This window comes from Photobacterium minamisatsumaniensis (assembly GCF_050336695.1).
GTDB classification, from domain to species: Bacteria; Pseudomonadota; Gammaproteobacteria; order Enterobacterales; family Vibrionaceae; genus Photobacterium; species Photobacterium minamisatsumaniensis.
The window spans coordinates 26973-46469 of the sequence record NZ_JAKJSI010000027.1; the positions used below are offsets into that span (position 1 = coordinate 26973).

Sequence of the window (19497 nt, forward strand, 5' to 3'; positions counted from 1 at the left end):
TAAAGCCAGCATACATATAAGAAGGGCAGGAATGAAAATTCCTGCCCTTTGTGTTTTGGATCACTGATGGTGTTTTGGCGTACGTGTGGTGTTTTTTGAGACTAGCGCTCAGGGATCTCAATCAATACCAGTAATGCACCATTACCCCCGAACTCGAGCGGTGCTTGGTGAAAGGCCATGACATCGGGGTGTTGGGCTAACCACATCGGGGCTTTTTGCTTGAGAATATGTTTACCAATACCATGCATAACACAGCAGCATGAAACGTTCTCTTTGATACAAGCCGCAATCATGGCTGCAAGCTCCCGCTTTGCTTCCTTCTGTGTCATACCGTGCATATCAAGGTACATATCTGGCACATAAACACCACGACGCAGTTTTTTCACTTCATACTTAGAGACGCCCGTACGCGCATACTGTGTAGGCCCGTTTTCATTTAGGTGCGGCTCGAATTCATCCGAGAAGTAAAATTCATGATTTAGCGCTTCTTTTGCTGAGACTTTAGGCTTATCAGCCTTTGGGCTCTGTCGGCGCGGCGTGATTATGGTATCATTCGAAATCTTTTTTACGCCCTTAACCGCATCCTGAAAGAGTGCTAGTTCATCTTTCAGGTTAAGTTCTTTTTTACTCATAGTGAAATTCCAACAACTCTATAGCGGTATTGTAGCGCCATCCGGAGGCTATTTTGGATAAGATTTTTGTCGACGAAGCTGTTAACGAACTTCATACATTACAGGACATGCTACGTTGGACGGTCAGCCGTTTCAATGCTGCTGGACTATTTTATGGCCACGGCACAGATAATGCGTGGGATGAAGCTGTTCAGCTTGTACTACCAACTCTGTATTTGCCACTGGATATTCCGTCAGAAGTTCGCTTCTCGCGCCTGACCAGCAGTGAGCGTTTACGCATTGTTGAGCGAGTGATCCGTCGCATCAATGAGCGTACACCAGTTTCATACCTAACCAACAAAGCATGGTTCTGTGGTTTGGAATTCTTTGTTGATGAGCGTGTGCTTGTGCCTCGTTCTCCAATTGGTGAGCTGATTGAAAATAGCTTTGAACCGTTCTTTGCTGAGCGTCCAACGCGTATTATGGACTTGTGTACGGGCTCTGGTTGTATTGGTATTGCTTGTGCAAATGCTTTCCCAGAAGCTGAAGTCGATATTGTTGATATCTCAGTTGATGCATTGGCTGTTGCCGAGCAAAACATTCAAGATCACGGCTTAGAGCAGCAGGTGATCCCACTGCGTTCAGACTTGCTACGTGATGTGCCAAAAGACCAATACGATCTGATCGTGACAAACCCACCGTATGTTGACCAAGAAGACATGGACAGCCTACCAGATGAGTTCCGCCATGAGCCGGAGCTTGGTCTTGCTGCAGGTACTGATGGCCTGAAGCTAGTTCGTCGTATCCTTGCCAATGCACCGGATTACCTGAAAGAAAACGGTATCTTAATTTGTGAGGTTGGCAACTCGATGATTCATATGGAAGAGCAATATCCACATATTCCTTTCACTTGGATTGAGTTCGACAACGGTGGCCACGGCGTGTTTATGATGACCCGTGAGCAACTTGTTGAGTGCCAAGATGAGTTTGCGTTATACCGCGACTAATCTGATACGCTGAATAATAAAAAACCGAAGCCTAGGCTTCGGTTTTTTTGTTTTTGTGCTTAAAAACGGCGCCCGACTGAAAAGGTTAGCTGGTTCCAGTTAAGAAAACCGTATTCGGCGAAGATCATCCATTCATTGTTATCGCCAAAGTCATAAACGGCAGTCACAGCCATGTTGTTGCTTTCTTTACTCTTTAAATCAACATCAAAGTCGATGGTATCTGCAAGGTTATCTAGTTCCGTTCCTGCTAAATCAATGGTACCACTGACGTTTTGTTGGATCATCTGATAGGTATAGCCCCCCATTAGGGTCAGTTTCCCATGGGGCAAATCATAGCGCTGGCCAACTCGTAAGGCGCCAATGTAGGTTTTGATGGTGCTATCAGTAGTTGTTGTCCATGAGTTGGTCATTGCCCCGACAGCGGTTACGATGATTGGGCGCATGCCGTTGATAGGGGTAAATTGGGTCGCGAGTACTGTGCCTAATCCAAGGTTATAGGCTTCATACTCCAGGTTAAGCGGTAAAGTTGCATTGATCCCGTTGGTCTGGCGGCCATTGATAGTAACATTGGATAAATCTGCCAGAATGTTTTTCGAGCCTCGGGTATAACCCGCAAGGCCATAGACATTCATAAAGGGAAAAATCCATGCATCAAGGCGGAGCTGGATACTCTCATCTTTACCGGTAATGCTGACATTTTCTGCAGGAATACTCATAGCACATTCGCCGCTACCTGGTTGAGGTTTACTTGGCTTGGATGGAATTCGTGACGATGAACTACTGCCGCCAAACCCGCATAGGCGACCTAGCGTGCCGCCTTTGGCTAAGATCCCGAAGTCATTTTCAGCAATATACTCGACTTCCTGAGTATTCATATAGATCCCGAACCCGACCGGTATCGGTAGATCGTACCCTAATGCTCTGGCCTGCTCACCAAAGACAGGTAAGCCGCTCCAGTGAAGGTTATCTATTTCTTGCTGCGCTTGCTCTTGTGCTGGTGTGTAGCCATTGGCTGTAGCGTCGTGAATCGAAAGCGAACTTGCCAGTAAACTCAGGGTTAAAATGGACGATTGGTGTTTCAAGATCATGCCTCTGATCAAAATGCTTCGGTGAAATTAAAGTAAAACGCGGCGCCATGTTCGCTAAAGCCCAAATCGAGCCGGACATTCATTCGCGGCTGAACTTCGTAGCGATAGCCGATGCCATAGCTAAATAAGCTGTCTTGACCAAGGGCTGAAGCCTCTTCAGCAATAGAACCAATACCACTCCAAAGTGTCATGCCGTGCTTGGATAACTCGCCGTTAGAGCGGCGGAAGGTATGTCGGTATTCGGTGGTAAATTCAGCAACAGCGTTATCTCGGTATTGGCCTTTGTAGTACCCCCGCAATGATGTAGGGCCGCCAAGGGTTGGTATGGCGTAATAGGGCGTATCCCCAAAGCTATGCTGAAAGTTAGCGAGCGTCGCGACAACTTGTCCTGGACTTAGGCTGTAGTAATAGCGATGCTCAAGATTGAGTAATTGAAAGTCGGCTTGGCTGCCAAAGGCGCTATTGAAGATTAAGTATTGGGCTTTGGCGTATTGCCCCTGCCAAGCATTGACAGCGACATCACGAGAGTCATAGGCGAGGCTGCCACCAAGCCCGAGTGTAAATGGCTTATCTTCAAATTCGTTGTAGTTAGTGTCATCTTGCGCAGCGGCAGGTGCTTCATCACCTTGAGGGGAGTAGTATTCGATGGCGATTGCTGGCCCGACAAACCAATCTCCTTGTAGCCGGAAATTCAGGTTTGCGCGGTAATTGTTACTTAATACGGTTTGTTTGGTGTCATCACCGAGGTCAAAACGTTGTGCCTGCTCATAACCAATCCCCCAGTAATGCTTGCTTTGTACGCCAGCATTCCATTCGCCAATAAACTGGATATCATTGTTATTCCAAAAAATATTGTGTTTAGCACGAAGCCCGTAGCCGACATCGTTATCAACATAGTTGCCAACTAAAAACATGGATACGCTTGAGCGCTGCAGTCCATGCAGCTGTCGATCGGTTTTAAAGGAATAGAGTCCACCGACTGCGACTAATATCCCTTGTTCTGGTGTGTATGCAGGGCCGCCGAGAAAAGTGAATTTGGGCAATCCATTTATCTCAAGGTAATCTTTTTCTGCATATTCCAGATCATCAATAAGCTTATTGGTTGCTTGGCTGTTAGGCTGGCGCTTTAGCTGGTCGATAGCATGCTGGTATCGCTCAAGCCCCACTTCTGCCTCTGTCTGGTCGACATAAAAAGGGATTTCGGCCCGGTCGGTTGGTGGCAAACTCGTCGTTTGTTGTGATTCATCTGCCATTATATAAAATGACATACCATATAATGGCAGTATTAAATATCGATAAGCTGTCATCGTTATAGCTACTTAGTCGTACTTTATAGTGAGAGTTGGCTGCAGCAACAGTTCATGGGCAGCAAGGTATTCGTCGTGATTTGGTGAAAAGCGAACTTATAAGATGGCATATTGTAAATTAGGAAAGGTAAAAAAAGGGTGAAAATGGTTCACCCTTAGATTTGTGCATTGACCCCAAATAGCGCTTTTAAGTTAAGCGCGGCCTGCATTTTGCTTGGTTTTCAATTCCGCCATAATGGCATCTTTATCTGCAAGGTATTCATCAAGGCCCGCTTTGCGCAGATCGCAAGAAGGGCAGTCACCACAGCCGTCACCAATGATGCCGTTATAGCAGGTCAAGGTTTTCTGGCGAACAAAATCCAGCTGGTTATATTGATCAGCCAGTGCCCATGTTTCTGCTTTATTGAGCCACATGAGTGGGGTTTCAATATTCAGCGGACGATCCATGCCCAGTACCAGTGATTGGTTCAGGGATTTCACAAACTCATCACGGCAGTCTGGGTAGCCAGAAAAATCGGTTTCACACACGCCAGTGATCACCGCCTCAGCACCAATTTGATAAGCATAAATGCCAGCAAGAGTGAGGAATAAGATATTGCGGCCTGGAACGAATGAGTTCGGTAAGCCATTCGCTTGTAGCTCGTGAGACACTTCAATGTTATCTCGCGTCAGAGAGCTGATAGCGAGCTCATTTAATAAGCCGACATCCATGACTTTATGCGCCGTCACTTTGAGCTCTTTACAAATAGATTGAGCCACTTCGATTTCAAGTTTATGGCGTTGACCATAATCAAAAGTAATGCAGTGAACTTCATCAAAATTTGCCATGGCTTGGATCAGGCAAGTGGTGGAATCTTGACCGCCACTAAAAACAACAACAGCTTTGCGCATGTTTCTTCGTCCTAAATTGTATTCGTACCGAAAAACAGTCGGTAGGGAACTATCTAAAATAAAAGATAGACCAACAGCAGGTTCTCTATTGGCATGGCAATGCTACCGCAGCATGGATAAAGAGAAAAGGTATTGAACACGAAGGCGTGTCAAACAATCAAAAAAGCCGCAACAAAAGGTTGCGGCTTGGCGATAAAGTAAAAGAGTAGGTGGCTACAGCTCAAGTGACTTAGATAGGCATCAATTTACCTGTTTGCTCAAATTGTTCTAACTGGCGAAGGTAACCTGAAATATCACCAATATTGTTGCTGATCCAATCAGCGTTGAAATAAGTGTCGAGGTAGCGTTCACCGCTATCACACAGCAACGTGACGATAGACCCTTTTTCTCCACGCGCTTTCATTTCACAAGCCAGTTGCAGCACGCCGTGTAAGTTGGTTCCTGTTGAGGCGCCAGCTTTGCGGCCTAATAGCTTTTCAAGCCAGTGAACGGTCGCAATACTGGCAGCATCGGGAATGGTGCGCATTTCATCGACTACATCAGGAATAAAACTAGGCTCAACCCTTGGGCGGCCAATCCCTTCAATGCGGCTGCCGACCGTACCTGTCAGGGATAAATCTCGGCTTTTGTAGTAGTCGTGAAATACTGAGTTCTCAGGATCAACGACGCATAACTTTGTTGGCTGCATTTGGTAGCGAATATAACGGCCAATGGTTGCTGATGTGCCACCAGTACCTGGACTCATGACAATCCAGATCGGGATCGGGTGCTCTTCCAGCTCCATCTGTTCAAAGATGCTGTTAGCGATGTTGTTGTTACCACGCCAGTCGGTAGCACGCTCGGCAAAGGTGAATTGATCCATATAGTGGCCGTTAAGCTCTTTCGCAAGGCGGCGAGACTCGGCATAGATCTCGCGAGGGCAATCGACGAAGTGAGCGCGGCCCCCGTAGAACTCAATTTGTTCGATTTTTTTCTGCGCGGTTTTACGTGGTACGACAGCAACAAAAGGTACACCGAGCAGTCGAGCGAAGTACGCCTCTGAAACGGCAGTACTACCCGATGATGATTCAATAATGGTGGTGTCTTCGCCAATCCAGCCATTACACAATCCATACAAGAACAGTGAACGAGCCAGACGGTGTTTCAAGCTACCCGTCGGATGGGTACTCTCATCTTTCAGGTAGATATCAATGCCATCAAGCACGGGAATATCAAGCTTAATTAAGTGAGTATCTGCAGAGCGTTGAAAGTCTGCTTCAATCTTACGGATAGCGTTGTTTATCCATTGTGGGTCGTGGCTCATGGCTGTTCCTCGTTGTGTTCGGCAGCGTTTGATAAGTATTTTTATGCTATATCAATAATGTAATCGGGAATGAAGAAAAAATCTTTATCTTATTTACTGTGTGATACGTATAATGGAGAAAATTTTACTCCAAGGTGGTTTTTATGGGTAATAAAGTAGCAGAGTTAGATAAGAATGACAGAATACTTTTACGCTTACTGCAACAAGACGGCACATTGTCGTTGGCAGAGCTGGCTGAAGCTGTCAACCTGACCACGACACCGTGCTGGAAGCGTCTGAAGCGGCTAGAAGAAAGTGGTGTGCTGCGTCAGAGAGTTGCTTTACTTGATCCGGTAAAACTGGGTTTGGCCTTCACGGCATTTGTGCAAATTAAAACGAGCAATCATTCAAAAGAGTGGTACCACTGCTTTGTCGATACCGTTTCTGAGTTTCCTGAAGTCATGGAGTTCTATCGTATGGCGGGTGAATACGACTACATGATGAAAGTACAAGTCGCTGATATGGCCGCATTCGATTTGTTTTACAAGAAGCTAGTAAACAGCATTGAAGGCCTGACTAATGTAACCTCCACATTTGCGATGGAGCCACTGAAGTACACGACGGCATTACCAGTATAAAGCATTTAAATGCGGTTATATTTTTATCAACTCTTCTGAATATTGAGTACTGTTTCGCAAAGCTATAGTTAATCGTGTGTTTTTTTAGCTGTAGGCACTTTTCATGTTGATCGTGTTGCTGTTTCTTTTTCATAATGAAAAGAATTAGTTAAGGCATATGTATGGAGGGGCGATGCGAATATTCTGGCAGCTAAGATGGTATTTCCGCCAGCAATGGCGGCGATATACCGGGGCTATTATGATCCTCGTGGTTGTTTCTCTTTTTGAGTTATTGCCCCCGCGTGCCATTGGCTGGATAGTGGATGGCGTTGTCAGTGGCGATATTGATCAGCGTACCATGCTTTTATGGCTTGGTGGGTTGGTGGCGCTTTGGTTCATTGTTTATTTATTGCGGATTGTCTGGCGGATTTGGTTGTTTGGTGCCGCAGCAGAGCTCGGCACTGTGCTACGTAACCGGCTTTATAAACACTTCTCTTTTCATCCACCTGTTTTCTTCGAGCGTTATAAAACCGGTGATTTAATGGCACGTTCAAGTAATGATGTGAATGCCGTTGTTATGACTGCTGGCGAAGGGGTGTTAACTGCCGCTGATTCTTTGATTACGGGTATTGCTGTACTCTTCATTATGACCACGATGTTAAGTTGGGAGCTTACCTTATTGGCTTTACTGCCAATGCCATTTATGGCGATTGCGGTTTTTTTCCTCGGCCGCCAATTGCACCATCGTTTTTCTGTGTCGCAAGCGGCTTTTTCCGATCTCACCGATAAAACACAAGAGAGCCTTAATGGCGTTAGGATGATCCGTGCTTTCGGTTTAGAGCAACGGCAGCAGTCCGATTTTGCTGGCGTTGTAGATGCTGTTGGTGAAAAGAATCTGGCGGTTGAAAAGGTCGATGCGAAATTCGATCCCGTGATCCAAATAGCGATAGGCATGTCTTTTTTCCTCAGTATTGCTGGGGGAGCCTATATGGTGCACCACGGACGGTTGACGCTGGGGGATTTGACGGCGTTTACGCTATATCAAGGGTTAATGATATGGCCGATGCTGGCGATGGCATGGCTGTTCAACATTCTTGAACGGGGTTCTGCTGCATGGAATCGGCTTGAATCAATTTTTAACGAGCAGCCAGATATTGTCAGTGGTAAGCAACCCTTGTATGACACCCAGCAGCCGTTACAAATTGCGATTGAACGCTTTTGTTGGAATGGCCAACAGCACCCCGCTCTGTCAGATCTCCACATCAGTTTAATGAACGGACAAATGTTAGGCATTGCTGGGCCAATAGGCAGTGGTAAATCCACGCTGTTAGCCCTGTTATTGCGTCAGCAGGAGCTAGAGCAAGGCAGTATTTATTATGGCGATGTAGCTATTCGTCACGCAAACCTTGATCAGTGGCGTAGCCGGTTTGCAGTGGTGAGCCAAAGTCCGTTTTTATTTTCCCGCTCTATTGCTGAGAATATTGCACTAGGCCGGCCAGAAGCCTCTTTGGATCTGGTGCGAAAAGCCGCGCAAGCGGCCTGCATTGATAGCGATATTATGCAGTTTCCAGAGGGCTATCAAACCTTGGTTGGTGAAAAAGGGATCACCCTCTCGGGGGGCCAAAAGCAGCGAATTGCAATTGCTCGTGCATTGCTACTTAACGCTGAAATTTTGGTATTAGATGATGCTTTATCAGCGGTTGATGGGAAAACTGAGCATCAAATACTTGCGAACCTAAAACGGCAAAAAAGGAAAACGGTGATAGTGATAGCCCATCGTCTAACCGCGTTGGAAGATGCCGACTCAATTTTGGTGCTCCAACAAGGTAAAGTGACCGAACGTGGCAACCACAGGGCCTTGTTAGCCGAAGATAATTGGTATGCAGAAATGTACCGCTATCAAAAATTGGAACAGGCAGTGGAGGGTGGATCATGAGCCCAAAGACATTGAATACACCTATCTTAAAGCGCTTACTAAGCTATGCCTTAGCGGATAAAAAAAAGCTAGTGGTTGCCATTGGTTTGCTATTGGTTGCTTCAGTAACCGATGTTTCAGGTCCTTGGCTTATCCAGCACTTTATTGATAAGAATATTGCGACAAATAGCTTCCCAGAAGTCGATATTGCGTTGTTGGCGATGGCGTATATTGGGTTAATGATCGCAACAGCGTGGTTGCGATATTTGCAATCACTTCGCTTTAATGAAATCGCGATTAATGTTGTGCAAACTGTGCGTAAACAGCTGTTTAGTCGGGTTATGAATCAACCACTATCGGCGTTTGATTATATGCCGACAGGTAAGCTGATTTCTCGGGTAACCAACGACACCGAATCGCTGAAAGACTTTTATGTCTATGTTATCGCCACCGTATTAAAAAATGTCACGTTAGTCATTGTGATGCTGATCGTGATGAGCATTATTAGCTGGCGGTTAACCTTGGTGGTATTGGTGTTGTTGCCAGTCGTGGTGGCGATTATGGTGCTTTATCAGCGTCGCAGTGCGGCAGCTTATCGGCGCATGCGTGATTTGTTGGCGGATATTAATGCATCGATGAGCGAGTCAATTCAGGGGATGAGCCTAATACAGCTGATGCGGCAGGAAAAAGCGTTTTACAAGCAGTTCTCATCGCTGACCGAGGATCATCTCCGAGCCCAAATCAGTGTGACTAAAATGAATGGCATTTTACTGCGGCCATTGATTGATTTCCTGTCTGGTGTTGCGCTGTTATCGCTGGTCGCTTTGTTTGGCGTGAGTGGTGTTGAGCTTATTGGGGTCGGGGTGTTGTATGCCTTCATCAGTTATCTGGGGCGGGTGACTGAACCATTAATCGAGTTGACCCAACAATTGTCGCTATTGCAGCAGGCGCTTGTTGCCAGTGAACGGATATTTGGCCTTATTGATGCTCGGCAACAAGCTTACGGCGATGATCTGGTTGAGATGCAATCTGGAAAGCTTGAGTGCAGTAATGTGAGTTTTAGCTACGACGGCAAGCAACCTGTACTAAATGATATCAATGTAACCGTGCCTCATTGCGGGTTTTTAGCTTTGGTTGGCCATACCGGAAGCGGGAAAAGTACCCTCGCGTCGCTGATGGTGGGGTTTTATCCGACTAGTGAAGGGGAAGTTAGGCTTGATGGCCGACCTTTATTAGCACTGTCACACTCTGTAATACGCGATGGTATTGCGATGGTGCAGCAAGACCCGCATGTGTTGAGTGCTTCCGTGAGAGAGAATATTACCCTTGGTCGGCAACAGCGACATATAAACCAACCTATTGATGATACACAGATTTGGCAAGCACTAGATAAAGTCGGGCTTACTGAGCAAATTCAACAATATGATAAAGGGCTCGACGCTATTCTTGGCGGCGGTGGAGCGAACCTTTCTGCCGGACAGAAGCAGCTGTTAGCCTTGGCGAGAGTATTCGTTGCAAAACCCAAAATCTTAATATTGGATGAAGCAACGGCAAATATTGATTCCGGCACAGAGCAGCATATTCAACAGGCGTTAGCAGCATTGCGTGAGGATATGAGTATTATCGTGATTGCTCATCGTTTATCGACGATTGTCGATGCGGATGAAATATTGGTGCTAAGCCAAGGCGGAATAGTAGAGCGCGGAACCCACGGGCAGTTACTCTCTCATCAAGATCATTATTGGCAGATGTACCAGTTGCAGCAAGCGGGTGAACACCTTCAGCAACTTGAGACGGAAATGTAAAAATAAAGCCGCATTAGCGGCTTTATTTTTATTAGCAGGTTATTTGGCTACAGTGGCTATGAAGGCTTACTGCTTGAGGCAGAATGGCGCATCAATCCTTCTTGGGTTGCCGACGCGACCAATTCACCTTTTTGGTTGTAGATCTCACCTCGAACAAACCCTCTTGCCCCACTGGCAGATGGACTGTCAATAACATACAGCAACCACTCATCCATTCTAAATGGGCGATGGAACCACATTGAGTGGTCAATGGTCGCGACTTTCATATTGGGTGATAACAAGCTGACACCATGCGGGTGCAAGGCTGTAACGAGAAAACCCCAGTCGGAAGCATAAGCTAACAAATATTGATGAATGCGCGGGTCGTCTGGCATCTCGCCATTAGCCTTGATCCACAAGTATTGCTTAGATTCTATCGCTTTAGGGTTTAATGGATTAACAATATTGACTGGACGCACTTCAATCGGGCGCTCGCACCCAAAGGCATCAACAGCAGCTTTGGGTAATCCATGAGCGATTTCTTTGATCAGTGCTTGCTCTGATTTCAGAGTCTCTGGCGCTGGCACATTCGGCATCGTAGATTGGTGGCTGAATCCCTCTTCCTCGCCTTGATAGGATGCTGTGAGATAAAAAATAGGGCGACCATTTTGAATGGCCTTTACTCGTCGAGTGCTAAAACTCCGACCATCTCTGAGCTTTTCGACATCATAAATTATGGGTTTATGTGGGTCCCCTGGGCGTAGGAAGTAACTATGGAAAGAGTGCACCTGACGGCTTTCTTCTACTGTTTCTTTGGCAGCAGAAAGAGATTGACCGATCACTTGGCCGCCGTATACTTGCGGCAAGCCTAAATGTTCACTTTGCCCGCGAAATAAGCCCTGCTCAAGCTGTTCTAAATGTAGAAGAGTGAGAAGTTCATTCAGTTCTTTGCTCATTGGTGCTCCATAAAAAATGTTATCATTACGGATAAAAGTAATAGCGATAAAGATGATTCTTCTTTTATTAATATGATAATCATCCACTTTGCAAATTAGTTCAAGTGCAACTCATGCTGAATACAACGAGGAGAGAAAATGAAACGGGTTTTACTACTGATTTCAGCGCTATTTTTAGCGTTAGTGGTATCAGCATGTACCAACTTGGTTGAAGAGAATACAGGTTTAGAGCAGGTAGCAGGTACATTGACGTACCGTGAGCGAGTAGCGTTGCCTAATAATGCACGAATTACCGTTACTCTATCTGATGTATCGAAAATGGATGTGGCAGCCGAAGTGATCAGTCGTCAGGCGTTTTTGGCCGACGGCAACCAAGTCCCGTTTGCTTATCAGCTAAACTTTTTACGTGATGATATAAAGCCTCAGCAAAACTATGCGGTGAGTGCACGTATAGAGGTCGATGGTAAATTAATGTTCATTACCGATACGGCAAACCATGTGATTACCGATCCTGCAAACACCCTGCAGAAAAATTTGGTACTAATTAAAGTAAAATAAACCTTATTCGTGTGAATATCGCTGGGGTGTTTAATAACCGTCCCAGCGATATTTGGCCAAACGCACACGACCCACTTCTGATACTTCTACCCCTTCTACTTCAAGTTTTTTACGTTGCCGCGTAAGATCATGTCCCGTCAGCGATATCATTCCTTTCGCATTTATAACGCGATGCCATGGAATACTCGATCCCTCTGGCAACGTTGCCATTAACCGCCCAACTTGCCGTGCATATCCGGGAAAGCCTGAAAATTTTGCTATATCACCATAAGTTGCCACTTTCCCAATCGGAATTTGGTGAACTTGGGTGTAGATTTGACTCGCGAAATCGTCCATATTTATACCTGTATCAAACAAAAACGGATAGGGCTGTAATACCCACTGGTATTGTTATTTTTTGCTGCTATCTGAATAACGCAAGGAGGTGCTACCATGTTGTATGCCGCGTTACTCGTTATGGTCAGTATTTTGCTGACTATTGTTGGTATTGGTGCATTAGGTCAAAGCCAAGGAGATCTGCCCGCTCTAGCCCTTGCGATACCTGCCTTATGGCTGCTGCCACAAGGAGGGGTCAGTGCATGGTTATTGCTTGTTGGGCTAGGATCATTCGGGTTGGTTCTACCCGAGCAACCGCTCGCACTGTCTATTAGTATCTTTATGATGTTACCAGTTTTTGCTGTTTGCTTCTCGCCGAAAGGTTCATGGCAGCTAGCGACTTTATTGGTTGCTATTGTACTGGCTATGGATGTAGGGCTAATGGCCCTGCAAGGGGAAGGCAAACTTTCCGGTTCGCCGGTTTATACGGTTATTCAAATCATCGCGGTTGGTATTATTTGGATCGCAGCACGTAGTTGGCGTCCCGTTGAAGGTAATACATGGTGGCCGTTATTCTTAGTCGTACCATTATGGGTCGGTGGGATGGGGCATGCTGCACTCGTTGCGTTATGCATAACGGGGATTATCGCGGCATTGCAAGGGATGCTAAATAGCAAAATTGCCGAGTGGGTGCCAAGAATGGGCTGGATTTTACCCGCAATAGGCTTTGCCACACTCGTGCTCGTTCCTTGGTTTGAAGTACCAAGCCCTGTGCTAGTCGCATGGTTATTGGTATTGGGAGGGGCGCTATTGGGTGAGTATCTGTTAGAAGACCCTGAAGAAGAAATTTAGCGGCTAACTTGCTTATTTAACGACGGTTGTTTGAAGATTCATCCAAACACTGATTACTGACCAATAAATCGGCATTCGGTTGTTTCGAGGGATAACAAGCCTTGCAATATGTTCAGGCTTAACGGATAATCCATCTCGTTCTCTTAGCGAGACAAAGAATCTATGGAGGCCCCCATTGGTCCTCCCGCAACACTAACCTGTGAACTCGGCCAGGCCCGGAAGGGAGCAACCGCAGCAGGCGTCGTGTGTGCCGGGATGTGGCTGGTGGGGGCTTCCACCCATCTAGCGTTTGGTGATTTCACCATATCCCATATCTATAGCACTTCTTTTTATACTTAACCCCTTTAAAATACTCAGATTCGATCTCTATCCTTAAGCATTACTCCTTTAGAACAATAGCAATAAATCTACTATACCACCGACTAATATGTATGGATGAGTACAGTGTTTTTAGCTTATTGTCATTATTGATATGCCCTCACTTCTAAAAATTCAAAGGCTCCAATAGCCCTCTAAATATTCACCCCCCTCAACACACTTTCTTTATCACGATTAGCATGCGAAAGCTTACGTCATATCAAATGACTCGGGCTTAATCGCTATTTTCTATGGTTCATCTTTCTTTGAGATAGATTTTACCTATCAAATCAATAGAAATGTCCAATTTCACAATTTTCCGGTTGGGATGCAATATAGCTCCATCGACGCGGTACAGCGTCACAACGATAAATTAGAAAGAGAGTAAAAGCATGATCAACTCAGAAATCAAACCATTCCAAGCAACTGCATTCAAAAACGGCGAGTTCGTAGAAATCACTGAGCAAGACGTAAAAGGTAAGTGGGCAGTATTCTTTTTCTACCCAGCAGATTTCACGTTTGTATGCCCTACAGAACTTGTTGACCTTCAAGATAAGTACGCAGAATTACAATCTCGTGGCGTAGAAGTTTACTCAGTATCGACTGACACGCACTTCTCTCACAAAGCGTGGCACGACACTTCAGACAAAATCGGTACTATCGAGTACTTCATGGTAGGTGACCAAACTGGCACTATCACAAACAACTTCAACGTAATGCGTGAAGGTCAAGGTCTTGCAGACCGCGCTACTTTCCTAATCGACCCAGAAGGTGTTATCCAAGCGATGGAAATCACTGCTGAAGGTATTGGCCGTGACGCTGAAGATCTACTACGCAAGGTTAAAGCAGCACAATATGTAGCAGCAAACCCAGGTGAAGTTTGCCCAGCAAAATGGAAAGAAGGCGAAGAGACTCTAGCACCATCTCTAGACCTAGTTGGTAAAATCTAACAAAGAATCAACTGAATAGCGGACACTATTCGGTTTGACAGGCACGCTTGGCCTACCTCCTAAAGGGCTGGGGCGTGCCGCCCCCAAAATAGACTATTCACCCAAGTTGATTGGGTATACACCCTACAAAATGTTTGCCGACTTGCGCCCCTTTTTATTTTCCTTTAAAGCAAGAAGGTATTGGTCAATACCAAAAACAGAATTTAAGAATAGGCACGATTATGTTAGATCAAGCAATGAAGCAGCAGCTTAAAGCATACCTAGAAAACCTAAAAACAGATGTACAGTTAGTACTTAGCCTTGATGGCAGCGAAACCGCTAATAAGCTTCAAGCGTTGGCAGATGATATTGCATCTCTTACAAACAAAATTAAAGTAACCCGCGATGACAGCGCAAGTACGCGTCAGCCAATTATGCAGGTTGTGAACAAAGAAAAAGGCACGTCGATTGGCTTTGCCGGCCTACCGATGGGGCATGAGTTTACCTCTCTCGTGCTAGCACTGCTTCATAGTGGTGGTCATCCGATTAAACTTGAAGCGGAAACAATCGAGCAAATCAAAGAACTTAATGCGCCCTTGAACGTTGAGATCTTTATTTCACTGTCGTGCCAAAACTGCCCAGAGGTCGTTCAAGCATTCAACATGATGTCTGCAATCAATCCGCTAATTAAAGCAACCATGATTGACGGTGCTGCATTCCAGGACGAAGTGAAGTCTCGTGACATCATGGCAGTACCAAGTGTGTTCATCAATGGTGAGTTATTTGGTCAAGGACGTATGTCTCTGGCTGAAATCTTAAACAAGGTGGATACAGGCGCGGCAGAAAAGAAAGCGACAAACCTTAATAAACAAGAACCATTTGATGTTCTGGTTGTAGGTGGTGGCCCTGCGGGTTCATCAGCGGCAATTTACGCTGCTCGTAAAGGTATTCGCACTGGTGTTGTTGCTGACCGATTTGGTGGTCAAGTGATGGATACTATGGCAATCGAGAACTTTATCTCAGTGAAAGCGACCACAGGTCCTAAGCTGGTTGCGAGCCTAGAAGAGCACGTTAAAGAATACGGCGTCGAGGTGATGACTGAGCAACGCGCTGCCAACATCATCGATGCAGAAAATACAAACGATGGTTATATTCATGTTGAGCTAGAAAGCGGTGCTGTACTGCGTGCTCGTACCGTTATCACGAGCACAGGTGCTCGCTGGCGTGAAATGAACGTACCGGGTGAACAAGAATATCGTAACAAGGGCGTTGCTTACTGCCCACACTGTGATGGCCCATTATTCAAAGGTAAGAAAACAGCAGTGATCGGTGGCGGTAACTCTGGTATTGAAGCGGCTATCGACCTAGCAGGTATCGTTGAGCACGTAACGGTTCTAGAATTCGCTGATACGCTACGAGCAGACCAAGTTTTGATTGATAAAGCGAACGCAACACCGAACATCGACATCATCAAAATGGCTCAAACCACGCAAGTTCTGGGTGATGGTAACCGAGTAATAGGCCTTGAGTACAAAGACCGTAATACCGATGAGCTTAAGCAAATTGAACTAGCAGGCATTTTTGTTCAAATCGGTCTCATGCCAAACAGTGAGTGGCTAAAGGGAACTAAGGTTGACCTATCACCACGCGGTGAAATCGAGATCAATGCGCACGGTGCAACGTCGATGAGCGGTGTATTTGCTGCGGGTGATGTTACTACGGTTCCTTACAAGCAAATTATCATTGCAATGGGCGAAGGTGCAAAAGCCAGTCTGGGCGCTTTTGATTACCTAATCCGTACCCCTGCACCAGCGAAGATTGCTGAAACCGCTTAAGATTATTGTCTACTGTCCTAAACGTTATTGTTTACTGCTTTGTCGGAAATTCGACGCCACTCCTAAGGAATTAGGAGTGGCTTTTTTATATCCGGTTCTACATGCAACTAAGGCGAGCAGCTTCTGATAGTCGAGCTATTCGATTAGCCCTGAAAGTAGCGCTGTCTAACGTGGGGTGACTAAATCTCCTTCATGGCTGAAACGACCGAAGGATCATTGATTAGATTAAATAGCAGGCTCTTTGCTGATGATCTCTGAGCATCGGATAAGACCTTCTTTGGGTTCTCTCTGGATTGTGTAAGTATGTTTTTAACGAACTTGCTGTTAGTACCGGAAAGTTCATACACAAACCGGAGAGTGTCTAGCAACTCTCCCTGCGGCAAACTATAAACGGCCATCTCACAACTAAGACCATCCATGGCAAGTAAGTTGTTCACCACCACCTTACGCTCAGCATTGAACTTCTCTTTGGCTTTATAGCCATCAATCAGAGCTTGCACTCTATCGGCGATAGCAACAGGCACTTCCATTGTTTTAGTCTCATGAGTCATTATTGGTTCTCCTGTTCTAGCTGGGATTTAATCACTGGCTCAAGTTTACGCTCTAGCTCATGTTTCAGCATCAACTTTAGCGTTAATGTGAGGTAATTCATTGGTCATATTAACATTTATCCTGCAACAAGCCGCATCGCGCATTGTTTAGCGAGCGATAGAGGCAATATAAGAACAAATTAAGCTCTATATGTATGCTCCAAAAAAGAGACGTCATCAGATCAATATGAAAACGGGAGGTTTATTCGTTATAGCGAAGTGAGAAGTTTTAGTCATTCAAATCTGTGCTTTGGTTTCAATATTTAACCGAAAAAGTTGAATGTTGATGCAGCTGGCACCTTAACAAGTTACCTGTAATTAGGGCATACTACAGTTCCTATTTAATACATTAATTACTTTGTTGTGCTAATCATGGATGATTATTCGTTTTCAATCGCTTCCTTCCTTGAGGATATGGCGACTTTTTCGACCACCTCTGACGGTGTCACACGCTTTCCCTGCACCCAAGAATCACTACAGGCTAGGGAGTACCTTGTTACGACAATGAATAAACTGGGTCTAGAAGCCTATGTTGATCATGTTGGTAATGTGCGGGGTCGCCGCCAAGGACAAGATTGTCAGGCCAAGGCTGTCGTATTTGGCTCCCACTATGATTCTGTACGTAATGCCGGTAAATACGATGGCTTGGCGGGTATTGCCTGTAGCCTGAAGATGATTGACGATTTGAACCGCCGCCAAGTGCAGACTGAGTTTCCTGTTGAAGTTATCGCCCTTGAAGCTGAGGAAGGGTGTGATTTTAAAAGCCCGTTCATTGGTAGCAAGGCGGTGACAGGCCAGTTCACTCTTGAAGATCTCAAGCAGCTGAAAAATACCGAAGGGGTCGATTATTTCACAGCCTGTCAGCAAAACGGTTTGTCACCGGAAGTGGTTCCTACCCAACAATATAATGCCCAAAACACGGCTACGTTTATCGAACTCCATATCGAGCAGGCTGCCAAGCTCGATAATATTGGTATCTCTTTGGGAGTTGTTAGCGCCATCAGTGCTCTGAGACGGGTGCGTCTGTCGTTTTATGGTCAGGCTAACCATGCTGGTGCGACACCAATGGATCAGCGACGAGATGCCATGGTGGCAGCGGCAGGTTTCATCCATCAGATCCCGGTTTTACTTGAGTCTCACACCACCGACAGCGCCACCATTACTGCTGGCCGTATCACTTGTTTGCCAAATCGCGCCAATATTATTCCGGCTATCGCCCACCTCGAAATTGATGTCCGTGATGTGAGCGACAGTGAGCTTGATGCTTTGCATCGCCAGATTATTGGTTATTGTGAGCAATTGGCTGAAAAAGAAGGTTTGCAGTTCGAGACCGAAATCATGGGCGAGGGGCCTGCTGTGGCAATGGATGAAATGTTGCAACTTCAATTGGGTGCAGCAGCAGAGCAAGCGGGCCATCAGGCCGTGCCTATCCATAGCGGTGCAGGTCATGATGCCGGTATTTTTGCCGCCGTTTGCCCGGTTGGCATGGTGTTCTTGCCAAGTGAAAAAGGGTTTAGTCATAACCCACAAGAGTACACCGCCGATGAGCACTTAGAAGCCGGTGCCGAGGTACTGACACAGTTTATTATTAACATGGAAGATCGATAGGGGCGTTACAAGCTAACCCAAGAGTTAGAGAAAAAGCGACGCTGGCTGACAAGCTGATCGTTGTTTGTCAGAGGCAGAAGTTGCATACTTTGAGCTGATATTATGCAAAGGATAAAGGTCGGCTAGGATGAAGAGCTGGCCTTTTTACTATCGATAGTGTGTTTCTCGTGGGTTAAATCGACCATAAAATGTTCAATTTTTTGAACTCGATCACCCTATTCGAATGAAAAATTGATAAATCGCATAGTTCTGCAACAGCAGAGTGCATAATGTCTCAGTGTTCCGTTACGACAAAGAATTTAAAGGTTACCAATATGTCTGATGTACCAGTATCTGTTACGAATGCCGCTGAAGTTATCCAGCCTGTTGCTGAATCTTCTGGTTCGATTTGGGGTTATGTAGCTGGTGGTGTGGCCTTATTGATTTTAGCTGGTTATTTCGGCTACAAGAAAATCAACAAACCTGCATTTATTATTAAGCAGGTTCGCAAGAAAAACCGCAAAGAAATGAAAAAGCAAGGCATTGAAAATAATGAGTTTTCAATTGATTTAGACCGATTGCTGGACTCTGTTTTAGAGTATGCAACGAAGAATAAGAAAACGGGTGGTGATGTGGTTAAGATCATCAGTCCGCTAAACGATACTAAGCGCATTAAAACACCACGTGATATGTATCAATCGATGATTTATATCGCGAACGAAATGAATGATACATCGTTAGTTCGTGAACTTAAGAATAAATCGAAGCAAGTTAAATCGAGCTCTAACTTGATGAATGGTCTACTAAAGCGCGCTGGCATCTAAGCGCTATACCTGACTGTTTACAGATATAAAAAACGGCATCTCACATAGTTGCCGTTTTTTTATGCCTGTCACTCTCTATTGGTTTTCTTATCCCCTCGATAAAATGTCGAATTTCTAACAAAGCAAATTGCAGTGTTGAACTTATAGGTGTGATCAATATCAACCTTCGATGAATATTGCTGTGGGGTATGA

The 19497-nt window shown here is 45.5% G+C and carries 18 protein-coding genes and 1 other RNA gene; 11 read left to right on the forward strand and 8 right to left on the reverse strand.

Annotation, left to right across the window (positions count from 1 at the left end; genetic code table 11):
* Positions 1 to 101: 101 nt before the first annotated feature.
* A complete protein-coding gene (gene smrB / locus L4D78_RS15075) occupies positions 102 to 632 on the reverse strand; it encodes an endonuclease SmrB (protein ID WP_428467689.1) in 531 nt (176 codons plus the stop codon).
* Between the two features lie 53 nt (positions 633 to 685).
* Between smrB and prmB the strand changes: the two genes are divergently transcribed.
* Positions 686 to 1618: a 50S ribosomal protein L3 N(5)-glutamine methyltransferase gene (gene prmB / locus L4D78_RS15080; protein ID WP_428467690.1), complete on the forward strand. Its 933-nt coding sequence runs from the start codon at positions 686 to 688 to the stop codon at positions 1616 to 1618.
* 59 nt (positions 1619 to 1677) lie between these two features.
* Here prmB and L4D78_RS15085 read toward each other — a convergent pair whose 3' ends face one another.
* From L4D78_RS15085 to L4D78_RS15100, 4 genes are all read right to left on the reverse strand, one after another.
* Positions 1678 to 2700: a hypothetical protein gene (locus L4D78_RS15085; protein WP_428467691.1), complete on the reverse strand. Its 1023-nt coding sequence runs from the start codon at positions 2698 to 2700 to the stop codon at positions 1678 to 1680.
* A 14-nt stretch (positions 2701 to 2714) separates the two neighbouring features.
* The gene (locus L4D78_RS15090; protein WP_428467692.1) at positions 2715 to 3959 is read right to left on the reverse strand and encodes a BamA/TamA family outer membrane protein; all 1245 of its coding nucleotides are present in this window, start codon (positions 3957 to 3959) and stop codon (positions 2715 to 2717) included.
* Positions 3960 to 4205: 246 nt separating this feature from the next.
* Positions 4206 to 4904 (reverse strand): 7-cyano-7-deazaguanine synthase QueC, encoded by a 699-nt coding sequence (gene queC / locus L4D78_RS15095; RefSeq protein WP_428455874.1) that lies wholly within the window; start codon positions 4902 to 4904, stop codon positions 4206 to 4208.
* A 229-nt stretch (positions 4905 to 5133) separates the two neighbouring features.
* Positions 5134 to 6207 carry a PLP-dependent cysteine synthase family protein gene (locus L4D78_RS15100; protein WP_428467693.1) on the reverse strand — a complete coding sequence of 358 codons (1074 nt, stop codon included), beginning with the start codon at positions 6205 to 6207 and terminating at the stop codon, positions 5134 to 5136.
* A 143-nt stretch (positions 6208 to 6350) separates the two neighbouring features.
* Between L4D78_RS15100 and L4D78_RS15105 the strand changes: the two genes are divergently transcribed.
* From L4D78_RS15105 to L4D78_RS15115, 3 genes are all read left to right on the forward strand, one after another.
* Positions 6351 to 6824, forward strand: a complete 474-nt coding sequence (locus tag L4D78_RS15105) for an Lrp/AsnC family transcriptional regulator (protein WP_428467694.1) — start codon at positions 6351 to 6353, stop codon at positions 6822 to 6824.
* 172 nt (positions 6825 to 6996) lie between these two features.
* Entirely contained in the window at positions 6997 to 8739 is a 1743-nt protein-coding gene (locus tag L4D78_RS15110; protein WP_428467695.1) for an ABC transporter transmembrane domain-containing protein, read from the forward strand.
* Positions 8736 to 10523 (forward strand): ABC transporter transmembrane domain-containing protein, encoded by a 1788-nt coding sequence (locus tag L4D78_RS15115; RefSeq protein ID WP_428467696.1) that lies wholly within the window; start codon positions 8736 to 8738, stop codon positions 10521 to 10523. The genes L4D78_RS15110 and L4D78_RS15115 overlap by 4 nt, the downstream gene beginning before the upstream one ends.
* A 56-nt stretch (positions 10524 to 10579) precedes the next feature.
* On the opposite strand, the gene tesB is transcribed toward L4D78_RS15115, so the two are convergent.
* Positions 10580 to 11458 (reverse strand): acyl-CoA thioesterase II, encoded by an 879-nt coding sequence (gene tesB, locus L4D78_RS15120; protein WP_428467697.1) that lies wholly within the window; start codon positions 11456 to 11458, stop codon positions 10580 to 10582.
* A gap of 138 nt (positions 11459 to 11596) precedes the next feature.
* Between tesB and L4D78_RS15125 the strand changes: the two genes are divergently transcribed.
* A complete protein-coding gene (locus L4D78_RS15125) occupies positions 11597 to 12016 on the forward strand; it encodes a YbaY family lipoprotein (protein ID WP_428467698.1) in 420 nt (139 codons plus the stop codon).
* A 30-nt stretch (positions 12017 to 12046) separates the two neighbouring features.
* Here the strand turns inward: L4D78_RS15125 and L4D78_RS15130 are convergent, their stop codons facing one another.
* Positions 12047 to 12352, reverse strand: coding sequence for an MGMT family protein (locus L4D78_RS15130; RefSeq protein WP_428467699.1), 306 nt, complete (start codon positions 12350 to 12352; stop codon positions 12047 to 12049).
* A gap of 96 nt (positions 12353 to 12448) precedes the next feature.
* On the opposite strand from L4D78_RS15130, the gene L4D78_RS15135 reads away from it, so the two are divergent.
* The 4 genes from L4D78_RS15135 (at position 12449) to ahpF (ending at position 16304) form a co-directional block, all read left to right on the forward strand.
* Entirely contained in the window at positions 12449 to 13183 is a 735-nt protein-coding gene (locus L4D78_RS15135) for a VP0952 family biofilm-associated protein (RefSeq protein ID WP_428467700.1), read from the forward strand.
* Positions 13184 to 13356: 173 nt separating this feature from the next.
* Positions 13357 to 13453, forward strand: an RNA gene (gene ffs / locus L4D78_RS15140) — signal recognition particle sRNA small type.
* A gap of 479 nt (positions 13454 to 13932) precedes the next feature.
* Positions 13933 to 14490 carry an alkyl hydroperoxide reductase subunit C gene (ahpC, locus tag L4D78_RS15145; RefSeq protein WP_428467701.1) on the forward strand — a complete coding sequence of 186 codons (558 nt, stop codon included), beginning with the start codon at positions 13933 to 13935 and terminating at the stop codon, positions 14488 to 14490.
* A 221-nt stretch (positions 14491 to 14711) separates the two neighbouring features.
* On the forward strand, positions 14712 to 16304 hold the full coding sequence (gene ahpF / locus L4D78_RS15150; RefSeq protein WP_428467702.1) for an alkyl hydroperoxide reductase subunit F: 1593 nt from the start codon (positions 14712 to 14714) through the stop codon (positions 16302 to 16304).
* Positions 16305 to 16483: 179 nt separating this feature from the next.
* Here the strand turns inward: ahpF and L4D78_RS15155 are convergent, their stop codons facing one another.
* Positions 16484 to 16855: a hypothetical protein gene (locus L4D78_RS15155; RefSeq protein WP_428467703.1), complete on the reverse strand. Its 372-nt coding sequence runs from the start codon at positions 16853 to 16855 to the stop codon at positions 16484 to 16486.
* A 411-nt stretch (positions 16856 to 17266) separates the two neighbouring features.
* Between L4D78_RS15155 and L4D78_RS15160 the strand changes: the two genes are divergently transcribed.
* Together L4D78_RS15160 and L4D78_RS15165 are read left to right on the forward strand one after the other, a co-directional pair.
* Entirely contained in the window at positions 17267 to 18502 is a 1236-nt protein-coding gene (locus tag L4D78_RS15160; RefSeq protein WP_428467704.1) for a M20 family metallo-hydrolase, read from the forward strand.
* Between the two features lie 314 nt (positions 18503 to 18816).
* Complete coding sequence (locus L4D78_RS15165; protein WP_428467705.1) at positions 18817 to 19305, forward strand: hypothetical protein; 489 nt, start codon at positions 18817 to 18819, stop codon at positions 19303 to 19305.
* Positions 19306 to 19497 lie beyond the last annotated feature (192 nt).